At 34.7% G+C, this 19365-nt stretch carries 15 protein-coding genes; 3 read left to right on the forward strand and 12 right to left on the reverse strand.

Features of this window, described 5'->3' with window-relative positions:
* Window positions 1-175 precede the first annotated feature (175 nt).
* From pgi to uvrC, 8 genes are all read right to left on the reverse strand, one after another.
* Window positions 176-1819, reverse strand: a complete 1644-nt coding sequence (pgi, locus tag ACNQGN_RS03300; RefSeq protein WP_417986430.1) for a glucose-6-phosphate isomerase — start codon at window positions 1817-1819, stop codon at window positions 176-178.
* Window positions 1820-2024: 205 nt separating this feature from the next.
* The gene (locus ACNQGN_RS03305) at window positions 2025-3245 is read right to left on the reverse strand and encodes a M23 family metallopeptidase (RefSeq protein WP_417986431.1); all 1221 of its coding nucleotides are present in this window, start codon (window positions 3243-3245) and stop codon (window positions 2025-2027) included.
* Window positions 3246-3273: 28 nt separating this feature from the next.
* Entirely contained in the window at window positions 3274-4203 is a 930-nt protein-coding gene (locus ACNQGN_RS03310; RefSeq protein ID WP_417986432.1) for a tryptophan 2,3-dioxygenase family protein, read from the reverse strand.
* Window positions 4193-4972, reverse strand: coding sequence for a DUF3108 domain-containing protein (locus tag ACNQGN_RS03315; RefSeq protein WP_417986433.1), 780 nt, complete (start codon window positions 4970-4972; stop codon window positions 4193-4195). The genes ACNQGN_RS03310 and ACNQGN_RS03315 overlap by 11 nt, the downstream gene beginning before the upstream one ends.
* Before the next feature lie 295 nt (window positions 4973-5267).
* Window positions 5268-6428, reverse strand: coding sequence for a 4-hydroxyphenylpyruvate dioxygenase (gene hppD, locus ACNQGN_RS03320; RefSeq protein WP_417986434.1), 1161 nt, complete (start codon window positions 6426-6428; stop codon window positions 5268-5270).
* A 180-nt stretch (window positions 6429-6608) separates the two neighbouring features.
* On the reverse strand, window positions 6609-7766 hold the full coding sequence (locus ACNQGN_RS03325; protein ID WP_417986435.1) for a homogentisate 1,2-dioxygenase: 1158 nt from the start codon (window positions 7764-7766) through the stop codon (window positions 6609-6611).
* 184 nt (window positions 7767-7950) lie between these two features.
* On the reverse strand, window positions 7951-10137 hold the full coding sequence (locus ACNQGN_RS03330) for a patatin-like phospholipase family protein (RefSeq protein ID WP_417986436.1): 2187 nt from the start codon (window positions 10135-10137) through the stop codon (window positions 7951-7953).
* A gap of 33 nt (window positions 10138-10170) precedes the next feature.
* Window positions 10171-11970: an excinuclease ABC subunit UvrC gene (gene uvrC / locus ACNQGN_RS03335; protein ID WP_417986437.1), complete on the reverse strand. Its 1800-nt coding sequence runs from the start codon at window positions 11968-11970 to the stop codon at window positions 10171-10173.
* A gap of 127 nt (window positions 11971-12097) precedes the next feature.
* Between uvrC and ACNQGN_RS03340 the strand changes: the two genes are divergently transcribed.
* From ACNQGN_RS03340 to ACNQGN_RS03350, 3 genes are read left to right on the forward strand one after another with little or no spacing between them, the layout of a single operon-like run.
* A complete protein-coding gene (locus tag ACNQGN_RS03340; protein ID WP_417986438.1) occupies window positions 12098-13081 on the forward strand; it encodes a succinylglutamate desuccinylase/aspartoacylase family protein in 984 nt (327 codons plus the stop codon).
* Window positions 13071-13637 (forward strand): 5-formyltetrahydrofolate cyclo-ligase, encoded by a 567-nt coding sequence (locus ACNQGN_RS03345; protein ID WP_417986439.1) that lies wholly within the window; start codon window positions 13071-13073, stop codon window positions 13635-13637. The genes ACNQGN_RS03340 and ACNQGN_RS03345 overlap by 11 nt, the downstream gene beginning before the upstream one ends.
* 44 nt (window positions 13638-13681) lie before the next feature.
* Window positions 13682-13882 (forward strand): hypothetical protein, encoded by a 201-nt coding sequence (locus tag ACNQGN_RS03350; protein WP_417986440.1) that lies wholly within the window; start codon window positions 13682-13684, stop codon window positions 13880-13882.
* Between the two features lie 69 nt (window positions 13883-13951).
* Here the strand turns inward: ACNQGN_RS03350 and ACNQGN_RS03355 are convergent, their stop codons facing one another.
* The 4 genes from ACNQGN_RS03355 to recO all read right to left on the reverse strand — a co-directional run bounded on the left by ACNQGN_RS03355 (window position 13952) and on the right by recO (window position 19332).
* Window positions 13952-14557, reverse strand: coding sequence for a lipoprotein signal peptidase (locus tag ACNQGN_RS03355; RefSeq protein WP_417986441.1), 606 nt, complete (start codon window positions 14555-14557; stop codon window positions 13952-13954).
* 85 nt (window positions 14558-14642) lie between these two features.
* Window positions 14643-15023, reverse strand: a complete 381-nt coding sequence (locus ACNQGN_RS03360) for a TraR/DksA family transcriptional regulator (protein WP_082014118.1) — start codon at window positions 15021-15023, stop codon at window positions 14643-14645.
* Window positions 15024-15030: 7 nt separating this feature from the next.
* Complete coding sequence (gene ileS / locus ACNQGN_RS03365; protein WP_417986442.1) at window positions 15031-18489, reverse strand: isoleucine--tRNA ligase; 3459 nt, start codon at window positions 18487-18489, stop codon at window positions 15031-15033.
* Between the two features lie 129 nt (window positions 18490-18618).
* Window positions 18619-19332 (reverse strand): DNA repair protein RecO, encoded by a 714-nt coding sequence (gene recO / locus ACNQGN_RS03370; RefSeq protein ID WP_417986443.1) that lies wholly within the window; start codon window positions 19330-19332, stop codon window positions 18619-18621.
* Window positions 19333-19365 lie beyond the last annotated feature (33 nt).

Below are 19365 nucleotides of genomic sequence, written 5' to 3' on the forward strand. Positions count from 1 at the left end.
ATAAAAATACTACAAACCAAACACATACAAAAAACAAACTTTCAGATAAAAGAGCACTGCTAGAGAAGTACTTGCATAAAAAAGCCCCGATTTTTATAAAAATCGGGGCTTTTTGGCAACTGTAATTTAAAAAATTATTCTAAAATCATACAACTTGATTTCCTTCAGTCAAATTTTATTTATTCGACAGGAAATGATTCAATAGATAAGCGGTTGAAGAATCGTGATTTTTCACTTTTTTAGTATTAATCTCCTCTAAAATTGAATTAGCCAATTGTTTCCCAAGTTCAACTCCCCATTGATCATAACTGAAAATATTCCAGATAATTCCCTGAACAAAAATCTTGTGCTCGTACATAGCTATCAAAGAGCCTAAAGTCCTTGGCGTCAATTTTTGTATTAGAATGGTATTGGTAGGTTTATTGCCGGCAAAAACTTTAAACGGCAAAAGGAATGCTGCTTTATCCTCAGTAAGCCCTTGCTTGTCGAACTCTGCCTGAACTTGTTCCGTCGTTTTCCCGTGCAATAAGGCTTCCGTTTGCGCAAAGAAGTTAGACATCAATTTATCATGATGGTCTTCATCGCCATATAACGGCTTTATAAATCCAATAAAATCAGTAGGAATCAATTTAGTTCCCTGATGAATTAGCTGAAAAAAAGCGTGCTGCGAATTAGTTCCCGGCTCACCCCAAATAATAGTTCCTGTCTGATAGTTTACCGGTTTCCCGTCACGACCAACACTTTTCCCATTACTTTCCATCGTTCCTTGTTGCAAGTAAGGCGCTAATTTTTGTAAATATTGAGTGTAAGGAATTAAAGCTTCACTTTCGGCTCCAAAGAAATTATTGTACCAAACACTTAATAAAGCTAAAACTACTGGTACGTTCTTGTCAAAATCAGCAGTTTTGAAATGGTCATCCATTTCGTTTGCACCACTTAATAATTCATCAAAATTCTCAAAACCTACCGCTAAACTTATTGAAAGTCCTACCGCACTCCACAAAGAAAAACGACCTCCAACCCAGTCCCACATAGGGAATACATTGTTAGGGTTAATTCCAAACTCTGTTACTTTTGCTATATTGGTAGAAACTGCAACAAAATGTTTAGCAACATCTTCTTGTTTTGCTGCTTGCAAAAACCATTTTCTGATTGTTTCAGAATTAGTTAATGTCTCCTGCGTTGTAAATGTTTTAGAAACAATAACAAAAAGGGTAGTTTCCGGATTTAGTTTTTTTATAATTTCATTTACATGATCCCCATCAACATTCGATACAAAATGAACTTTTAAATGATTTTTGTAAAATTGCAATGCTTCCACAGCCATTGCTGGCCCCAAATCTGAACCACCAATACCGATATTAACTATATCAGTAAAGGGCTTTCCTGTAAAGCCTGTTCTTATTCCTGAAGTTAGTTCGTTTGTAAATGTTTTTATTTTATTTTTTACCTCATAAATCTCAGGAACAACATTTTGTCCTTTTACATTTATAACAGCTGATTCTTTGGCTCTTAAAGCAGTATGAAGCACTGCTCTGTTTTCCGTCTGATTGATAATTCCTCCGTCAAAATAATCTGAGATAGCACTTTTAAGTCCTGCTTCTTCCGCCAACTCAAGTAACAACTCAAGTGTTTTCTGATTGATGATGTTTTTTGAATAATCAATTAAGAAATCATTCCATTTCAAGTTGAATTTTTCTGTTCTTGAATCATCTGATTGAAACATTTCTTGCATTGAAGCTTTTTGCATTTCATTGTAATGCAACTGAAGTTTCTTCCAAGCTACTGTTCCTGTTGGGTTTATTGTATTTAAGGCCATTTATATTTGGATTGTAGTTTTGTTTAATTTTTGGCAAAAATACTGAAATTAGTTTTAATCCTAAATGTCTTTACAATTATATAACAATTTAAGGAAATTTTCCCATAATAGTAATCCTTAAAGCGGGATGTAAAAGTGGTATTACAAAATTCGAACCTATGCTATCGGATTCAAACCGCAGTTACTACTTGACAGAGCAATCCCTTTACAGATTAGAAACACTGTCTAACTGCCATTTTAAAGGAGTAATAACCTTTAAAAATTGCTCTTTATTTCTACCGCTCATTGGTTCTCCGTTGGGTAATTTAAGCCGTAAGGCATCTACCTGAACGCCATTTTTCCAAAATCGATAACAAACATGAGGGCCTGTTGCTAAACCGGTACTTCCTACCCGACCTATAATCTGACCTTGATTTACATGTTGACCACGTCGTACCAAAATTCTTGACATGTGTAAATATTGAGTGGAGTACGTCCCATTGTGCTTTACTTTTACGAAATTTCCATTCCCTGCAGTAAAACCTGTTTGTTCTATAGTTCCTGCCGCAGTAGTTGTAATCGGTGTTCCGTAGGGCGCAGCGTAGTCGGTCCCTTTATGCGCTTTCCATCTTTGTTGCACCGGATGAAATCGATTAGTAGAAAACCTAGAAGATATTCTACTAAATTTTATTGGTGTTTTAAGAAAGAAATTTTTCAATGTTTTCCCTTCTTCATCATAATATTCTATTCTATTGGAGGAAGGATTTTGAGCATATGGAAATGCATAGATTATTTTTCCTTTGTACTCAAAAAAGGCAGCTTTAAGGCTATCTACTCCATCATAGACAGTATCATTTATATATCTTTCTGTAAAAGTAATCGCAAAACGATCTCCTTTTTTAAGTTTAAAAAAATCGATTGACCAAGCATAAATTTTAGATATTTTGCTAGCCAACGCACCTTCTACATTAGCCCCTTCTAAAGTCTCAGACAAAGAACCCTTTAATAAACCCCCAATTGTACGAGTCTTAATAGTTATCGGTTTTGTTTTTTTATAAACAACTACTGCTGTATCTCGCAAATCGACAACATAATAATTCATCGCATCCGGTTGATAAATAAAAACCTGTAACTTATTTGTTTTGTTTTTTGATCTAAGGAGTGTATATGGTTTATTTATTCTAATTATTCTAACATCAAATGTATCCTTTACTTTTTTAATAATATCATATACTTTCTTATCGCCGATATTTTGATTTTCGACAATAGTACCAAAAGTATCCCCTTTTTTAACCGTATCCTGAACTACATTAAAATCAGAATATTTAAACCCAAACTCAATTTTCTTAACTGCTGGTTTGATAATTTCTTTATCTAATACATCCTCTGATTTAGTACAAGAAACTAACGAAAACAACACTATAATTGTTATTAATACTTGTTTCAAACTATATTTTTTTTTATTCTAAATTATTTTATTCCCCCCAATGTGCTAACTCATCAGCCGACCATAATTCCGGAAAAAATATTCTGCGTTGGTATTTTGGATGCATGTATTTTTTCCAGTCACTTCCACCAGTAGCTTCTCCATTTCCTTTCCCGCTTTGATCTATATATTTTATGGCTACATTCAAATGTTGCATAACCCAAGTAATATTTACGGTGTGATCATAATGACGCATCGCTTTAATTAATGCTGCATTTTTTTGATCTGAATCAGGAAGTTGCTTGAATTTTTGCCAAATGTTTATGGTGTTATTTTCCTCCATATGTTTCAAAAACATTCCTTTGTATTTTCTTTCAAATTCCTCCAGTAAAAATGATTTTTTACCGGTATGATAATCTTTTCCGGCTGCTTGCCAATACAAGTGCTCAAAAGCAAATTCGAAAGGAGTATTCCTGTCAATTGAATCTCTATAACGGTAATCTATAAGATTTATTAGGTCCGTGGAAGAAAACTCTATTAATCTATACTGAGCACTTTGAAAACCGCTTGCAGGAGTAAGGGTATTCCTAAATTTCATATATTGGTCGACTTCCATTCCATCTTCCATAATACCAAAAGAAGTTGTTAACATATCAAAATAACGACTGATTCTCATTAACCTTTCAGTAAAAAAATCAGTCTTAATGTTTTCGGAATAAGAAATCTGATTCATTTCCCAAAGTATCATCTTGAATATTAATTCATTAACCTGATGATACATGATAAAAACCATTTCATCCGGAAGGGTAGTCCTTTGAATCTGAAGACTTAATAATGCATCTGTATGAATATAATCCCAATAAGTTATCGGCTTAGACCAAAGCAGTCCTTCTAAATGTGTTTCTGTTTTTTGGTTTATTTCCTGGTATTTAAGATCAATTTCTTTCAAAATTGCTTCAGAATTCTCATTATTGTCCATTATATTTTGTTTTAAACTGATTTTTCAATCCTTTGTATTGATCTAAATCCGCTTTGATTGATCCTACTGCTAGACTTGCTTTAATTCGCAAGGGTATTTTATTATCATCGTCCGAAATCCAAACAGTTAGACTTTCCTGTTCTTTAAAAACGCGTCCTGATTGCACCAAAGGTCTGAAAACCATTGTTGAAACAACACCAAATTTAGTTGTAATATCTTCACGTCCTATAAATTTCATCCTAAACTTTGTAGTCTCATCATCGAAGAACATATCAATCGACACTGATTCTCCGGTTTTGATTTTATCAATATTTGGAAAATTTCTCAAATAATAAAAAGTAGACAAAATGTCTTGTGTATTTTTTGGGATGACAATTGTCTTTTCCTTTTTATGTTTATAATCTTTTACAAGAATTCTATTTGTAACTTGATTGAAGAAACCTTCCTGATTTTTAGTATAGCCTCCTTCATTAATTTTTCTTACAAATCGATATGGATTTTGGGTTTCTTTATCAATGTAGCTCTCGTACAAATCATCCACTTTAAAGAAGAACCGAGACATTCCTGTTGTATATCCTTTCCCAACGACATGAAACGTCTTTTTGTTGTTTATCATAGCGTCTTTGACTTCAAGTGTTGCATATCCTGCATTCACTATACCGTAATGGATTCGAAATTTAAAATATTCGCCCACATCGTACGCTTCTTCTTTTTCAGAATCAAAGCTTACGGTTACTATAAATATAAAAAGGAGGATTATTTTTTTCATCATTACTTTTTTATCAGTATAGTCACTGTATTAGCAAATTTTGTTCCAAATATATTAAAACAAAAAAACTCAGTCAAATAATGACTGAGTTTTTATGCTATTAACTAACCAAAAAACTATAAATTATGAAATTTATATCAATATAGGAAGGAAACCACCCCTTCCTGTTTTGCGAGTGCAAAGCTAATTAATAAAACTAGTTTTAAAAGCTTCTAAATAAAGTTTAACACAACATTTGCATAAAAACAGGCCATTCACTGATTATTTTTTAACATAACATAAAAATAACACACTTTTATAACGTTCCTCGCAATTGCTGTTCTCTCTCTATTGATTCAAAAAGCGCCTTAAAATTACCTGCTCCAAAACCTTTGGCGCCCATTCTTTGTATAATTTCAAAAAATAATGTCGGTCGGTCTTGTACTGGCTTTGTGAAAATTTGTAATAAATACCCTTCCTCATCTGCATCTACCATAATCGCTAATTTCTCAATCTCATTTAAATCCTCTTTCATCATCTTCATATGTTCTCCTAAGCGTTCCGGAATTGCCTCGTAATAAGTATGCGGAGGTGCTGATAAAAATTCGATCCCTCTTGCTTTCAATTGTGTTACCGTTTTGATAATATCATCCGTTGCTATAGCGATATGCTGAATTCCCGGACCGCCATAAAAATCCAGATACTCCTCGATTTGTGATTTTTTCTTTCCTTCGGCAGGTTCGTTAATTGGAAATTTAATTCTTCCGTTTCCGTTCGACATTACCTTGCTCATCAAGGCTGAATATTCGGTATTGATCTGTTTGTCATCAAAAGAAAGGAAATTCACAAATCCCATAACTTCTTCGTAAAACTTAACCCAAGTGTCCATTTCGTTCCAGCCTACATTACCCACCATGTGGTCAATATATTTCAATCCTGTCGGCTCGGGATTGTAATCGGATTTCCATTCCTTATATCCAGGAAGAAAAACTCCATTATAGTTTTTGCGCTCTACAAAAATATGCACGGTTTCTCCGTAAGTATAAATCCCGGAACGTACTACTTCTCCAAATTCGTCTTTCTCAACTGTCGGCTCCATAAAAGAGCGCGCACCACGCTTCATCGTTTCCTGGTAAGCGCTGGTTGCATCTTCAACCCAAAGCGCAGCTACTTTCACCCCATCACCGTGTTTTCGCAAATGCTCATGTATAGGAGAATCTTGCGTTAATGGTGTCGTTAAGACAATACGAATTTTATCTTGTTTTAACACATAAGATGTTCTGTCTCTAATTCCAGTCTCTAATCCTGCGTACGCCAAAGACTGGTATCCGAAAGCGGTTTTATAATAATGTGCTGATTGCTTTGCATTTCCTACGTAGAATTCTACATAATCGGTTCCTAATAATGGAAGAAAATCTTGTGCTCCTTCAAATATTTTTTCCAGTCCGTATTCTACTGATTTTACTTCTTTTGACATGATATTTATTTTTTGATTTGGCAAATCCGATTTTGCAGCGCGGATAAACGGATTTGCAAAGTTTTTATTAATTTAAAAAGATATTTCTGGTTATAAGACCTAACCCCTGATGGAAGCAGCGTTCTTTGTGTTTTTCCTTTAAAACACAAGTTATAGCTGACAGCAAAAAACAACTCCTTGTTACTCTACCCAAGATTTATAGTATTGCCCATCATCAATTCCCATTGCTTCTTCGGTAACCATTAAAGGACGAAATGTATCCACCATTACCGCTAATTCATGAGTTATGGTTTGACCAATGCTTCGTTCCATTGCCCCAGGTGCCGGACCGTGAGGAATTCCTTTTGGATGCAAAGTAATATGGCCATGCTCAATGTTATTGCGGCTCATGAAGTCACCATCTACATAATACAACACTTCATCACTGTCGATATTGCTATGATTGTAAGGTGCCGGAATTGCTTTTGGGTGGTAATCATACAGTCTTGGAACAAAAGAGCAAACTACAAAAGTCGCCGTTTCAAATGTCTGATGCACTGGTGGTGGCTGATGTACGCGACCTGTTATAGGTTCGAAATTATGAATGCTAAATCCATAAGGAAAATTATAGCCGTCCCAACCGACCACGTCAAAAGGATGTGAAGCGTAAACAACCTCATGCATCATACCTTCTTTTTTTATTTTAATAAGAAAATCACCTTTTTCATCGTGCGTTTCTAACTCATTTGGCAAAATAAAATCACGTTCGCAAAACGGAGAATGTTCAAGATGCTGACCCGATTCGTTTTTATAGCGTTTTGGGGTATAAAATGGTGCAAATGATTCTACGTAAAACAATCTGTTTTCTAAAGTTTCGAAATCGATTTGATAAATAATTCCACGCGGAATGATAAGATAATCACCGTATTTAAATGAAATATTACCCATCATGGTACGCAATTTCCCTTTCCCTTTATGAATAAAAATCATCTCATCCGCATCGGCATTTTTATAGAAATACGTACGTAAGGATTGTTTTGGCGCAGCCAATCCAATGGCACAATCCTTATTGACCAGCATGGCTTTGCGGCTGTCCAGGAAATCGTCTTCGGGCTTTAACTCAAAACCTTTTAATAATATAGATTTTATATTTTTTCCAATTGCAATTTTTGGCTCAACGGAATAGGAATTAAGAATTTCCTTTACTTGTGTTGGCCTGTGAACATGGTATAACAATGACGAATGACCATGAAATCCTTCTGTTCCAAAAAGTTGTTCATAATACAACCCACCGTTTGGCTTTTCGAATTGCGTGTGTCTCTTTTGGGGGAAATTTCCCAATTTATGATATATAGGCATGATTTTTTTGTTTAAAAGTGTAACAGATTAAAGTTGAGATTACTTTATAATGTGCTATGCTAAATCAAAAAAAGGTCACTTACTCAGGATTTCTCTTGATGAGGAATTGAAGATAATCTAATAAACCTGGCCATTTTGTTTTCATTGTAACAAATGTCGGAATTATTATTGATATATTTTACAATTAAAACAAAAACCCAATACTGAACCAAGTGTATCCTTTTGCAGTTTCAGGAGACCAGGAATGTTTTATTTCTATAGGTCCAATCACTGTTTCAAGACCATATCCTACTGCATATCCTGAATATTTTGGCATTGAAATCCAATCAACTGTTTCAAAAATTCTATCTCCAATATTAGCAAAATTTGCTGAGAAGTTGACATGATTGTTCTTATAAAACTCAAAATCAATAGTTCCGGTTGATTTTATATAGCTATTAGCAGCGACGCTTAAATAATCATAACCATATAAATATTTAAAGTTATTTACAGGGTTGTAGCCATAGCCCCCCAAAATAAAATTAAAAAAAGCTACACTTTCATTACCAAATGAAAATCCCGCATCGGTTTGAAATTTTACTGTGGCATTTTTAAAAAGTGTCGCAGCTATTCCAAAATCGCCTTTTGCAATAGAGAACGGTTTAAAATCTCCAGTATAATTTGACGAGAATAAATACGATTGAATATCTCCTGAGAAATACCACCCTTTTTTAGGAAAATATTTATTGTCAAAGGAATCGAATTTCATATACCCAAAAGCACTTAAATAATTGCTATTGTCAATTACATTAGCCAGTGTTTCCGATTTTATTTTTAAAAATTTTAGTTCTACCCCGCCTCCTATCAAAAACTTTTGCACAAATAAAGATTGAAAATAAGCTTGATTAGTCAGATCTGTAAAATCAATATTGATTGAATTTACTTCACTTAAATTCAAATTAGTTATTCCTTTAGCTACATTTCTATTAAATTGATTGAACTGAGATTTAAAACCATAACTCATTTTAAATCCATTCTCCACATAATAATCTAAATTGAATCTGATGTTGTCCCCTAAAACAATGTCAACTGAGGCTATATCATTTTTAAAAAGTGTTCTCTTACGTGTCAAATTAACCAAAACAGCGCTTTTAAACAAATTATCATAATGCAAACCAAATTTCAAATACGTCTTTGTGGGATTTTCTTTTAAGACGATATTCAAATCCTCGTCTTGATTATTAGCATCTAACGAATACGATATAGCACTAAAATTTTGAGTCGCATTAATATTATTTATCCCCTTGAGTAAATCATTGTATGTAGTTTTTACTCCTGGTTTAAATCGTAGTTTTCCAATAACATAATCCTCTGTATAATTTTCCAATTCATTACAGTTTATATTTTTAATTTGTAAACTATCGGTTACTATTTTCAGGGCCGGCTTCTTGTAAGGGTTTGTCTCATCAACCAACAGTTTTAATTTTTCAAAAACAGAAAATGTCGCTTCTTCTCCCTTTCTAATAATTTCTTTTCCTTTATCAAATGATATGACACCGTAATTTTTGATATCCGGTTTTATATAGATATCAGTGTCTTTTACATTTCTCTTCATTCTCTCTATGGATTGAAGATTGGTAATTTGCACCAAAATCCGTGTAGCATCTTTAAGTTGGGTTCTGTCCAATAAATCATTCTGAACATCCACACCAATAATAATATCCGCTCCGAGTTTCCTAACCTCTTCAATCGGATAATTATTGGCTACGCCGCCATCTACAAGTAGCTTCCCATCAATTTCCACAGGAGAAAACAAAGATGGAAATGCAGAACTGGCAATCATAGCCTGAGCTAAATTCCCTTTATTCAATAAAACCTGTTCACCAGTTTCTATATTGGTACCGATACATAAAAAAGGTATTGGAAGCTGGTTGAAGTCTTTTATATGTCTAACGTTTCTAGTAATTCTACTCAATAAATTATAATTATACATCCCCTTTGATAATGCCTCAGGGATTCCTATTTTTAGTTTATTAAACGGCAACACCAAAGCATATAACTCGTCGTTTCTTCTTTCATAAAAATTTTTGGAAGATCGGGGAATGAAGTCATTTAATAATTCATCAAAATTAGTTGCCTGAAAAATGGAATCAATCTGGCTTGCATTATATCCCGAGGCATATAGACCTCCAACAACTGCTCCCATACTTGTCCCACCAATATAATCAATTTTGATTCCTGCTTCTTCAAGTACTTTTAAAACACCAATATGCGCAAAGCCCTTTGCTCCACCTCCACTTAAAACCAAACCTACTTTTGGTCTGTTCTGCTCTTGCGAAAATAAAGTCGAACTAAAACTAAAAACAATGAACAACAGCGCAATTTTCTTCATAAACAGCAATTTGGTAAAATTCGGTGGTATTAATTATTGATTTGTTGCCTTGTAAAATTCGGTAATTTTTTTGGCTTTCGATATACCTATAACGTCAGAAATTTCTTTTTCTGACGCCAACTTCAATCTTTTAACACTTTTAAAGTGCTGAATCAAAGTCAACATCGTTTTTTCTCCAATGCCAGGAATAGATTCTATCGAAGAATTTAGTGCGGCCTTGCTTCTTTGATCTCTGTGATGTGTAATTCCAAAACGATGCGCTTCGTTTCGCAACTGCTGGATTATCTTAAGGGTTTCTGATTTTTTATCTAAATATAACGGAATAGAATCTCCCGGATAAAACAACTCTTCCAGCCTTTTGGCAATTCCAATTATAGCTATTTTTCCTCGCAAACCCAGTTCATCAATACTTTTCAGTGCTGCTGACAATTGTCCTTTCCCTCCATCAATAATTATTAATTGCGGCAAAGGCTGTTCCTCCTCTAATAGTCGTTTGTATCTTCTGTAAACAACTTCGGTCATAGACGCAAAATCATCCGGCCCTTCTACTGTTTTTATATTAAAATGACGGTACTCTTTTTTACTCGGTTTTCCATCTTTAAAAACCACACAAGCCGCAACGGGATTTGTTCCTTGAATATTCGAGTTATCAAAACATTCGATGTGCCTTGGCTCCACTGGCAATCGCAAATCTTTTTGCATTTGCGCCATAATTCTTTTCGTGTGACGATCCGGATCTACAATTTGCAATTGTTTGAGTTGTTCGATTCGGTAAAACTTAGCGTTACGAATGGACAAATCCAGAATTTGCTTTTTATCTCCCAATTGTGGAATAGTGATTTTTATATTTTCACCTAGATCAACAGGAAATGGAACGATTACCTCTCGAGACAATAATTGAAAACGCTCTCTCAATTCAACAATCGCTAATTCTAATAATTCTTCATCCGTTTCGTCTAGTTTCTTTTTGATTTCCATCGTATGCGAACGAATAATCGAACCGTGAGAAATTTGCAAGAAATTCACATAGGCTGCACTTTCATCCGAAACTATCGAAAACACATCGATATTGGTGATTTTTGGATTCACAATTGTAGAACGAGATTGGTAATTTTCAAGAATCTCTATTTTCTCTTTTATTTTTTGCGCCTCTTCAAAATGCATTTCAGCAGCCAGATTCGTCATCACCCGTTTGAAATCTTTCATGCTTTCCTTGAAATTCCCTTTTAAGATTTCGCGAATCGCGTCAACCTGAGCTTGGTAATTTTCTAAAGTTTCGTGACCTTCACAAGGCCCCATGCAATTTCCAATATGATATTCGAGACAAACCTTGAATTTCCCGCTATCAATATTGCTTTTACTCAAATCATAGTTACAAGTTCGCAGTGGGTACAATTCTTTAATTAGTTCTAAAATGGTATTCACCGTTTTGAAACTCGTATAGGGCCCAAAATATTCCGAACCGTCTTTGACCATTCTTCGAGTGGCAAAAATGCGTGAAAAAGGTTCTTTTTTAATACATAACCAGGGGTAACTTTTATCATCCCGTAACAATACATTATAGCGTGGCTGCAAGGTTTTTATAAGGTTGTTTTCCAATAAAAGCGCATCCGTTTCCGTAGGAACCACAATGTGTTTTATGGTCACAATTTTCTTAACAAGCACATTAGTTTTGGCCGTATCATGAATTTTATTAAAATAAGAAGAAACCCTCTTTTTTAAATTTTTGGCTTTGCCTACATACAATATTTTCCCTTCTTTATCGTAATATTGATATACTCCGGGATTATCAGGCAAGGTCTGAATTTGTAAGGCTAAAGTTGTTAGATTCATCTAACAAAGTTAATCTCAAAAAACACAAAATACAAATCAATACTCTCGAATTCTTTCCTCTAAAAGTTTTATCAGAATTTTACTTTCTAAATCGTTATTATCCTTATTTTTATCTTTTCAATACCTTATGATAAAAATCAATACCACACCTATAGTCCTTTTTGGCGAAAGCATTATTCCCGGCGAAAGTAAAACCATCAATGTGGAAATTGCCAGATTACATACCACCACAAAACTTAACATTCCTATAATCGTAAGAAGATCCAAATTTGATGGACCCGTAGTGCTTTTCTCAGCAGGAATTCATGGTGATGAAATTAATGGCGTGGAAATCGTACGACAGCTTATCCATAAAAAAATAAACAAACCCAAAAGAGGTACAGTCATTTGTATTCCAATAATTAACGTGTATGGCTTTGTCAACAAATCCAGAGAATTCCCTGATGGTCGTGATTTAAACCGAGTCTTTCCCGGAAGCAAAACCGGTTCTTTAGCAAGCCGTTTTGCATTTCATATTTTAGCTGAAATCATGCCACTTGTAGAGTATGCTGTAGATTTTCATGCTGGTGGAGCGAGCCGTTTCAACGCACCACAAATTCGTGTGGCTCACAATAATGAAGAATTAAAAGTACTAGCCGATGTTTTTAACGCCCCTTTTACCTTATACTCCAGAAACATTATGGGCTCTTTTAGAAGTTCTAGCGAAAGAATGAATGTCAAAATGTTGCTCTTTGAGGGCGGAAAATCACTAGATATCAACAATGATATAGCCGATGAGGGTGTAAATGGTGCAAAGCGTTTATTAGCTCATCTTGATATGCTGGACCCAAAGCATACAGTAGTCAAACAAAAATCGCACACCATTTATATTGAAAAATCCGGCTGGATAAGAGCTAAATGCTCCGGATTGTTGCACGACTATAATACAATTGGGAAATTTATTAAAAAAGGAACTATCCTTGCTACGATAACGGACCCTTATGGAAAGTTTGAACGAAAAGTAAAAGCACCAAATGACGGTTACGTAATCAATGCCAATCATTCGCCTATAGTTTATGAAGGCGATGCCATTTATCACATGTCCAACACTATCGAAGAAGATGAAGAATAAAAAAGAATTAAGACTTAAACACAAAGCGTTGCGAAATTCACTTTCGGAAAATGAATTAGAAGAAATGAGTTTAGCTATTGCCAATAAAGTATTGGCGCTTCCTATTTGGGGGAAAACCTATTTCCATATTTTTCTTCCAATTACGGAACACAAGGAAGTTAACACCGAATTTATTCTGCACTTGCTATCAGGGAAAGACAAGGAAATCATTGTTTCGAAAGCCGATTTTGAAACGAGAAACATGACTCATTTTCTATTGACTGACAATACTAAAATTAAGAAAAATCAATATAATATTCCCGAACCTGTTGCTGGAATTGAAGTTCCTTCTACTAAAATTGATGTAGTTTTTGTGCCGCTTCTGTCTTTCGACAAAAAAGGAAACCGAGTGGGCTATGGTAAAGGATTTTACGATAAATTTTTATCTGATTGCAAACCTGATGTAATCAAAATTGGTCTTTCTTTCTTCGAGCCCGAAGAATTGATTTCAGATATTTTCGAAGGCGATGTCAAACTGGATTATTGTGTGACTCCAAACTCAATTCACTCCTTTTAATTTTTAATCCGTACTTTCGCAATATATAAAGCCTAATTAAAGCTATGAAAAAATTTCAATACTCAAAATTTGCAACAATTATTTTAATTGCTGTATTCACTATTTCACTATCTAACTGTGCTGTTAGAGTGGGAACAAACTCGAATAGAGCCACTTACAAGACCAAAAGGCTACCACCAGGACAAGCCAAAAAAATATATGGAGGAAAAAGTGCTAAACGTTATGCCCCAGGACACAATAAATAAACAAAAAAAAGACCTATTCAAATTATTGAAAATAGGTCTTTTTTATTTTGTGAACTAATGCTTTAAAAATCAGTCATGTTTGTGATGAAATGCTTTTTTATTGAAAAAAATCAAGATTCCCACTCCTGTAGAAATAGCCATATCGGCAATATTGAAAATAGCATTGAAAAAGGTAAATTCTTTTCCGCCCCAAATTGGCACCCAACCTGGTAAAATTCCATGCCAAAAAGGAAAATAAAACATATCTACCACTTGACCATGAAACCAAGTTCCATAGGGTTTGTCCGCAAACAAAGTAGCCAGTTGCTGGTGACTGTCATCAAAAATAACTCCGTAGAAAACAGAATCTATTATGTTCCCAAAAGCACCTGCAAGAATTAACGCAATTGCAACTATTAAATAATTAGAACTGTGTTTTCTTTCAACAGAATCCCACAACCAATATCCAATTCCTCCAACGGCAACCAATCTAAAAAGTGTCAGGAATAATTTTCCATACGCACCCGGGATTTTGGTCCCCCATGCCATTCCTTCATTCTCGATAAAAAGAATTTTGAACCATTTAAACACTTCAACTTCTTCGCCTAAAATAAAATTAGTTTTAATGTATATTTTTGAAACTTGATCGACAAGTAATATGATAAAAATAAGGAGATACGCTTTTCGTAATGACATTTTATAAATTTTAATGGCGCAAAAGTAACAATTTAATCAAAAAAAACGCTCCCAATGGAGCGTTAAATATTGCTTAACAAGAAGTTTATCGTTGCAAGTTTTTTGCTTCAATACTCATTGTTGCATGAGGAACGATTTTCAATCTTTCCTTTCCTATTAATTTGCCCGTTACTTTGCAAATTCCGTATGTTTTATTTTCTACACGGAAAAGTGCATTTTTCAAATCACGAATAAACTTTTCCTGACGAATCGCCAGTTGTGAGTTTGCCTCTTTTGACATCGTTTCGCTTCCCTCTTCAAAGGCTTTAAATGTAGGCGAAGTATCGTCAGTCCCATTGTTCAAATCATTCATGTAAGCACTTTTTATCAAATCTAAATCTGCTTGTGCTTTTTGAATTTTGTTAAGGATTATCTCTTTGAACTCTGCTAAATCAGCGTCAGAGTATCTTGCTATTTCGTCTACCATCTTTATATTATTTTGTAATTAATATCATTGTTTTTATTTCGTCAAACTCTATTTCTGTACCGTTTTCTATTTCATCTGCAAAAACCAAATCACTGGTTAATGTTTCTGATTTTATATACGCTTCATTTGTAAGGATTGCCTTTTCTAAAAGTCCGTTTCTTTTCAATTGAACTTTAATTTTATCAGTAACTTCAAATCCCGAATCTTTACGGATATTCTGAATTCTGTTTACCAATTCTCTGGCAATTCCCTCTTGTTTTAATTCTTCAGAAATTGTAATGTCAAGCGCAACCGTTATTCCGTTTGAATTGGCTACCAGCCAACCTTCAATATCTTGTGATGTTATTTCTACATCTTCTAATGTTAAAGTTACGTTATTTCCTGCAATAACAATATTCAGACTCCCTTCCTTGTCCAACTGACTGATCTGATCTTTAGAAAACCCTTGTATTTCCTTAGAAATCAAACCCATATCCTTTCCAAAGCGCGGTCCAAGTGCCTTAAAATTAGGTTTAATTTGTTTTACCAAAACACCCGAAGCATCATCCAAAAGTACGATTTCTTTTACGTTTACCTCTGCTTTTATAAGGTCAGAAATGGCTTCAATTTCAGCTCTTTGATTCTCGTCAAGTACTGGTATCATTACCTTTTGCAAGGGTTGACGCACCTTTATCATTTCCTTTTTTCGGAGCGACAAAACCAATGATGAAATGGTCTGCGCCTTCTCCATTTTGCTCTCTAACATTTTATTAACAAAGTTTTCAACGTGTTTTGGAAACTCCGCCAAATGTACACTGTCGTACTTTTCCGACTGTGTTGCTAAAGTTAAGTCTCTGTAAAGTTTGTCCATAAAGAATGGAGCAATAGGCGCACCTAGTTTACTTATGGTTAACAAACAGGTATATAGTGTTTGATAAGCTGCAATTTTATCTTGTGCATAATCTCCTTTCCAGAAGCGTCTTCTACACAAACGAACGTACCAGTTACTCAGGTTTTCCTGTACAAATTCAGAGATTGCACGGGCTGCTTTCGTTGGTTCGTAATCGGCATAAAAACCATCAACATCTTTTATTAATGTGTTCAATTCCGAAATGATCCATTGGTCAATCTCAGGCCTTTCATTTAATGGAATCTCCGCTTCTTCGAATTTGAAACCATCAATATTAGCATAGAGACTGAAGAAGGAATACGTGTTGTATAATGTTCCAAAGAATTTTCTTCGAACCTCAGCAATTCCTTCCAGGTCAAATTTTAGGTTGTCCCAAGGATTTGCATTCGAAATCATATACCAACGGGTAGCATCCGGACCATATTCTTTCAATGTTTCAAAAGGATCCGCAGCATTCCCTAAACGTTTAGACATTTTTTGCCCGTTTTTGTCTAAAACCAGTCCATTAGAAACTACATTTTTATACGCTACTTTATCAAAAACCAAAGTTCCAATAGCGTGTAATGTATAAAACCAGCCTCGTGTTTGATCCACCCCTTCCGCAATAAAATCAGCAGGAAAATCTTTATTCTCGTCTATCTTATCTTTGTTCTCAAAAGGATAATGCCATTGTGCGTAAGGCATTGAACCCGAATCAAACCAAACGTCAATCAAATCCGCTTCACGTGTCATTGCTTTTCCTGAAGCAGAAACCAGAATAATTTCATCGACTACATTTTTATGCAAATCAACTAAGTCATAGTTTTCCTCCGCCATATTCCCTATTTCAAAACCTTTGAAAGGATTTTCTTTTTGAAAACCGGCTGCAATCGACTTTTCTATTTCGTTGTATAATTCTTCGACAGAGCCGACTAATATTTCTTCTTGTTTGTCTTCAGTTCTCCAAATTGGCAATGGAATTCCCCAGAATCTTGAACGCGACAAATTCCAGTCATTGGCATTTTTTAACCAATTCCCAAAACGTCCTTCTCCAGTAGCTTTCGGCTTCCAGTTGATCGTTTCGTTCAAGTCGAACATTCTGTCTTTAACTTCAGAGATTTTTATAAACCAAGAATCTAAAGGATAATATAAAATAGGCTTGTCTGTTCTCCAACAATGTGGGTAACTGTGCACGTATTTCTCAACCTTGAAGGCTCTATTTTCTTCTTTTAATCGAATAGCGATTTCAACGTCTATAGAACGTTCCGGTGCTTCACCATCATTATAATATTCATTTTTGACGTACTTACCGGCATATTCACCCACATGCGATGTAAATTTTCCTTGTAAATCTACTAATGGAACCGGAGTGCCATTTTCGTCAAGAACCAACATTGGCGGTACTTCCGGACTTGCCTCTTTAGCTACTTTTGCATCATCCGCACCAAACGTTGGCGCTGTATGTACAATTCCTGTCCCATCTTCTATCGTAACAAAATCGCCTGAAATTATTCTAAAAGCATTTTCTGCATTTTGGTATGGTAAAACAAATGGCAGTAACTGCTCGTAACGTATATTAACCAAATCAGCTCCTTTACATTCAGCAAGAATTTGATAAGGAATTTTCTTATCGCCTTCTTTGAAATTTTCAAAATCAGCTGGTTCAGAACTTTCGAAGAAACCTTTTCCGAATTGTTTACCAACTAAATTCTTAGCCAAAATCAATGTTGCCGGACGGAAAGTGTATTGATTAAATGTCTTTACCAAAGCATATTCGATTCTTGGACCTAAAGTCAAAGCCGTATTACTCGGCAATGTCCAAGGCGTTGTCGTCCACGCCAGAAAATAGATTTCATCTAAATCCAAAGCCTCTAACTTGTAATGCTGTAAATTTTTTGAAGTGATATAATCATAAAACTTAGAGAACAACAATTCTCTGTCTGCTTCAATCACTTTGAATTGCGCCACAACAGTCGTATCCGTTACATCTCTATAACTTCCTGGTTGGTTTACTTCATGTGAACTTAGACCTGTTCCTGCTTTTGGAGAATAAGGTTGAATCGTGTACCCTTTGTACATCAGATCTTTCTTATAGATTTCTTTCAAAATCCACCAAACCGTTTCCATATATTTAGATTTATAGGTCACATATGGATCTTCCATGTCAACCCAATATCCCATTTTTTCAGTCAGATCATTCCACACATCGGTATAACGCATGACGGTTTTTTTACACGCTTCGTTATATTCTTCGATGGAAATCGTCTTTCCAATATCCTCTTTGGTAATCCCTAATTCTTTTTCGGTACCTAATTCCACAGGCAAACCATGAGTATCCCAGCCCGCTTTACGCTTTACTTGGAAACCTTTTTGAGTTTTATATCTGCAAAAAATATCTTTAATAGCACGCGCCATTACGTGGTGAATTCCAGGCAATCCATTTGCCGAAGGCGGACCTTCAAAAAACACGAATGGTGGATTTCCTTCACGAGTGGTTACGCTTTTCTCAAATATATTTTCTTTCTTCCAAAAATCAAGTACTTCTGACGCTACAGTAGGTAAGTCAAGTCCTTTGTATTCAGTAAATTTTGTGCTCATTTTATCCTTTTCTAAATCGAGGTGCGAAAGTAAGGAATTTTGAATAAAACAAAGAAAAGAAGAGGGAAAATAGACGAAATTGGAGTAATAATTCGAGAAAACTGAATCAAAATATCCTTTTATTGCCTTCTAGGAGAAAACTTCTTTCAAAACGTCTAAAGATTTTGGTTTTTTAAAGCCTTCCAAATGAAAACTGTAGTAATCAATTAGAATCCTTAAAACTATTTGTCTTTCAATGACATGGAATATTTTTTGATTGTTATCAAATTTTAAATCAATGAGTTTTTTAAACAAATTACTTTCCTGTTCGGTAAGCGAACTAATGGCATGAAATGGGGTAAAAACACCTTCGTTCATTTCGAAAAAAGGCATATCCATATCAGAAATATCGGGGTAAAAGCCCAAATATTTCGTAGTTTCCAATAGCAAAATCAAATGGAAATTAGCAATTTCATCGTGGTTATCCAACCAATGCAGGGCTGTTTCTAAAAAAGTAAACAGGTGCTCATTTTTTTCTTCTTCGTGAATCGAATGATGCAGAATTTCCGAAACAAACATTACGATCGTGCTTTTATAAATATCCGAATGAATGGAATGAAAAGGTGAAGCAATTTTTATTTCCTTGAAATTTTCTAAGGTGCCTTTGTTTTTGTGAACAGCCTCAATTTCGAGAATGGTCAACGGCTGAAAATAGGCGATTTTCTGATTTGACTTTCTGGACGAAAAAGCATCCCGAACAAAATAAGATTTCAAACCATGAGAAAGTGTAAAGCATTTCACAATCAGGCTTTTTTCCTGAAATTTTAACGACGAAATGACAATGGCTTTGGTTTTTACTAACATATTAATTACGATATTACGATTTGAAATTCGTAA

Origin of the sequence: Flavobacterium rhamnosi, from assembly GCF_048286515.1 — a bacterium.
GTDB lineage: Bacteria > Bacteroidota > Bacteroidia > Flavobacteriales > Flavobacteriaceae > Flavobacterium.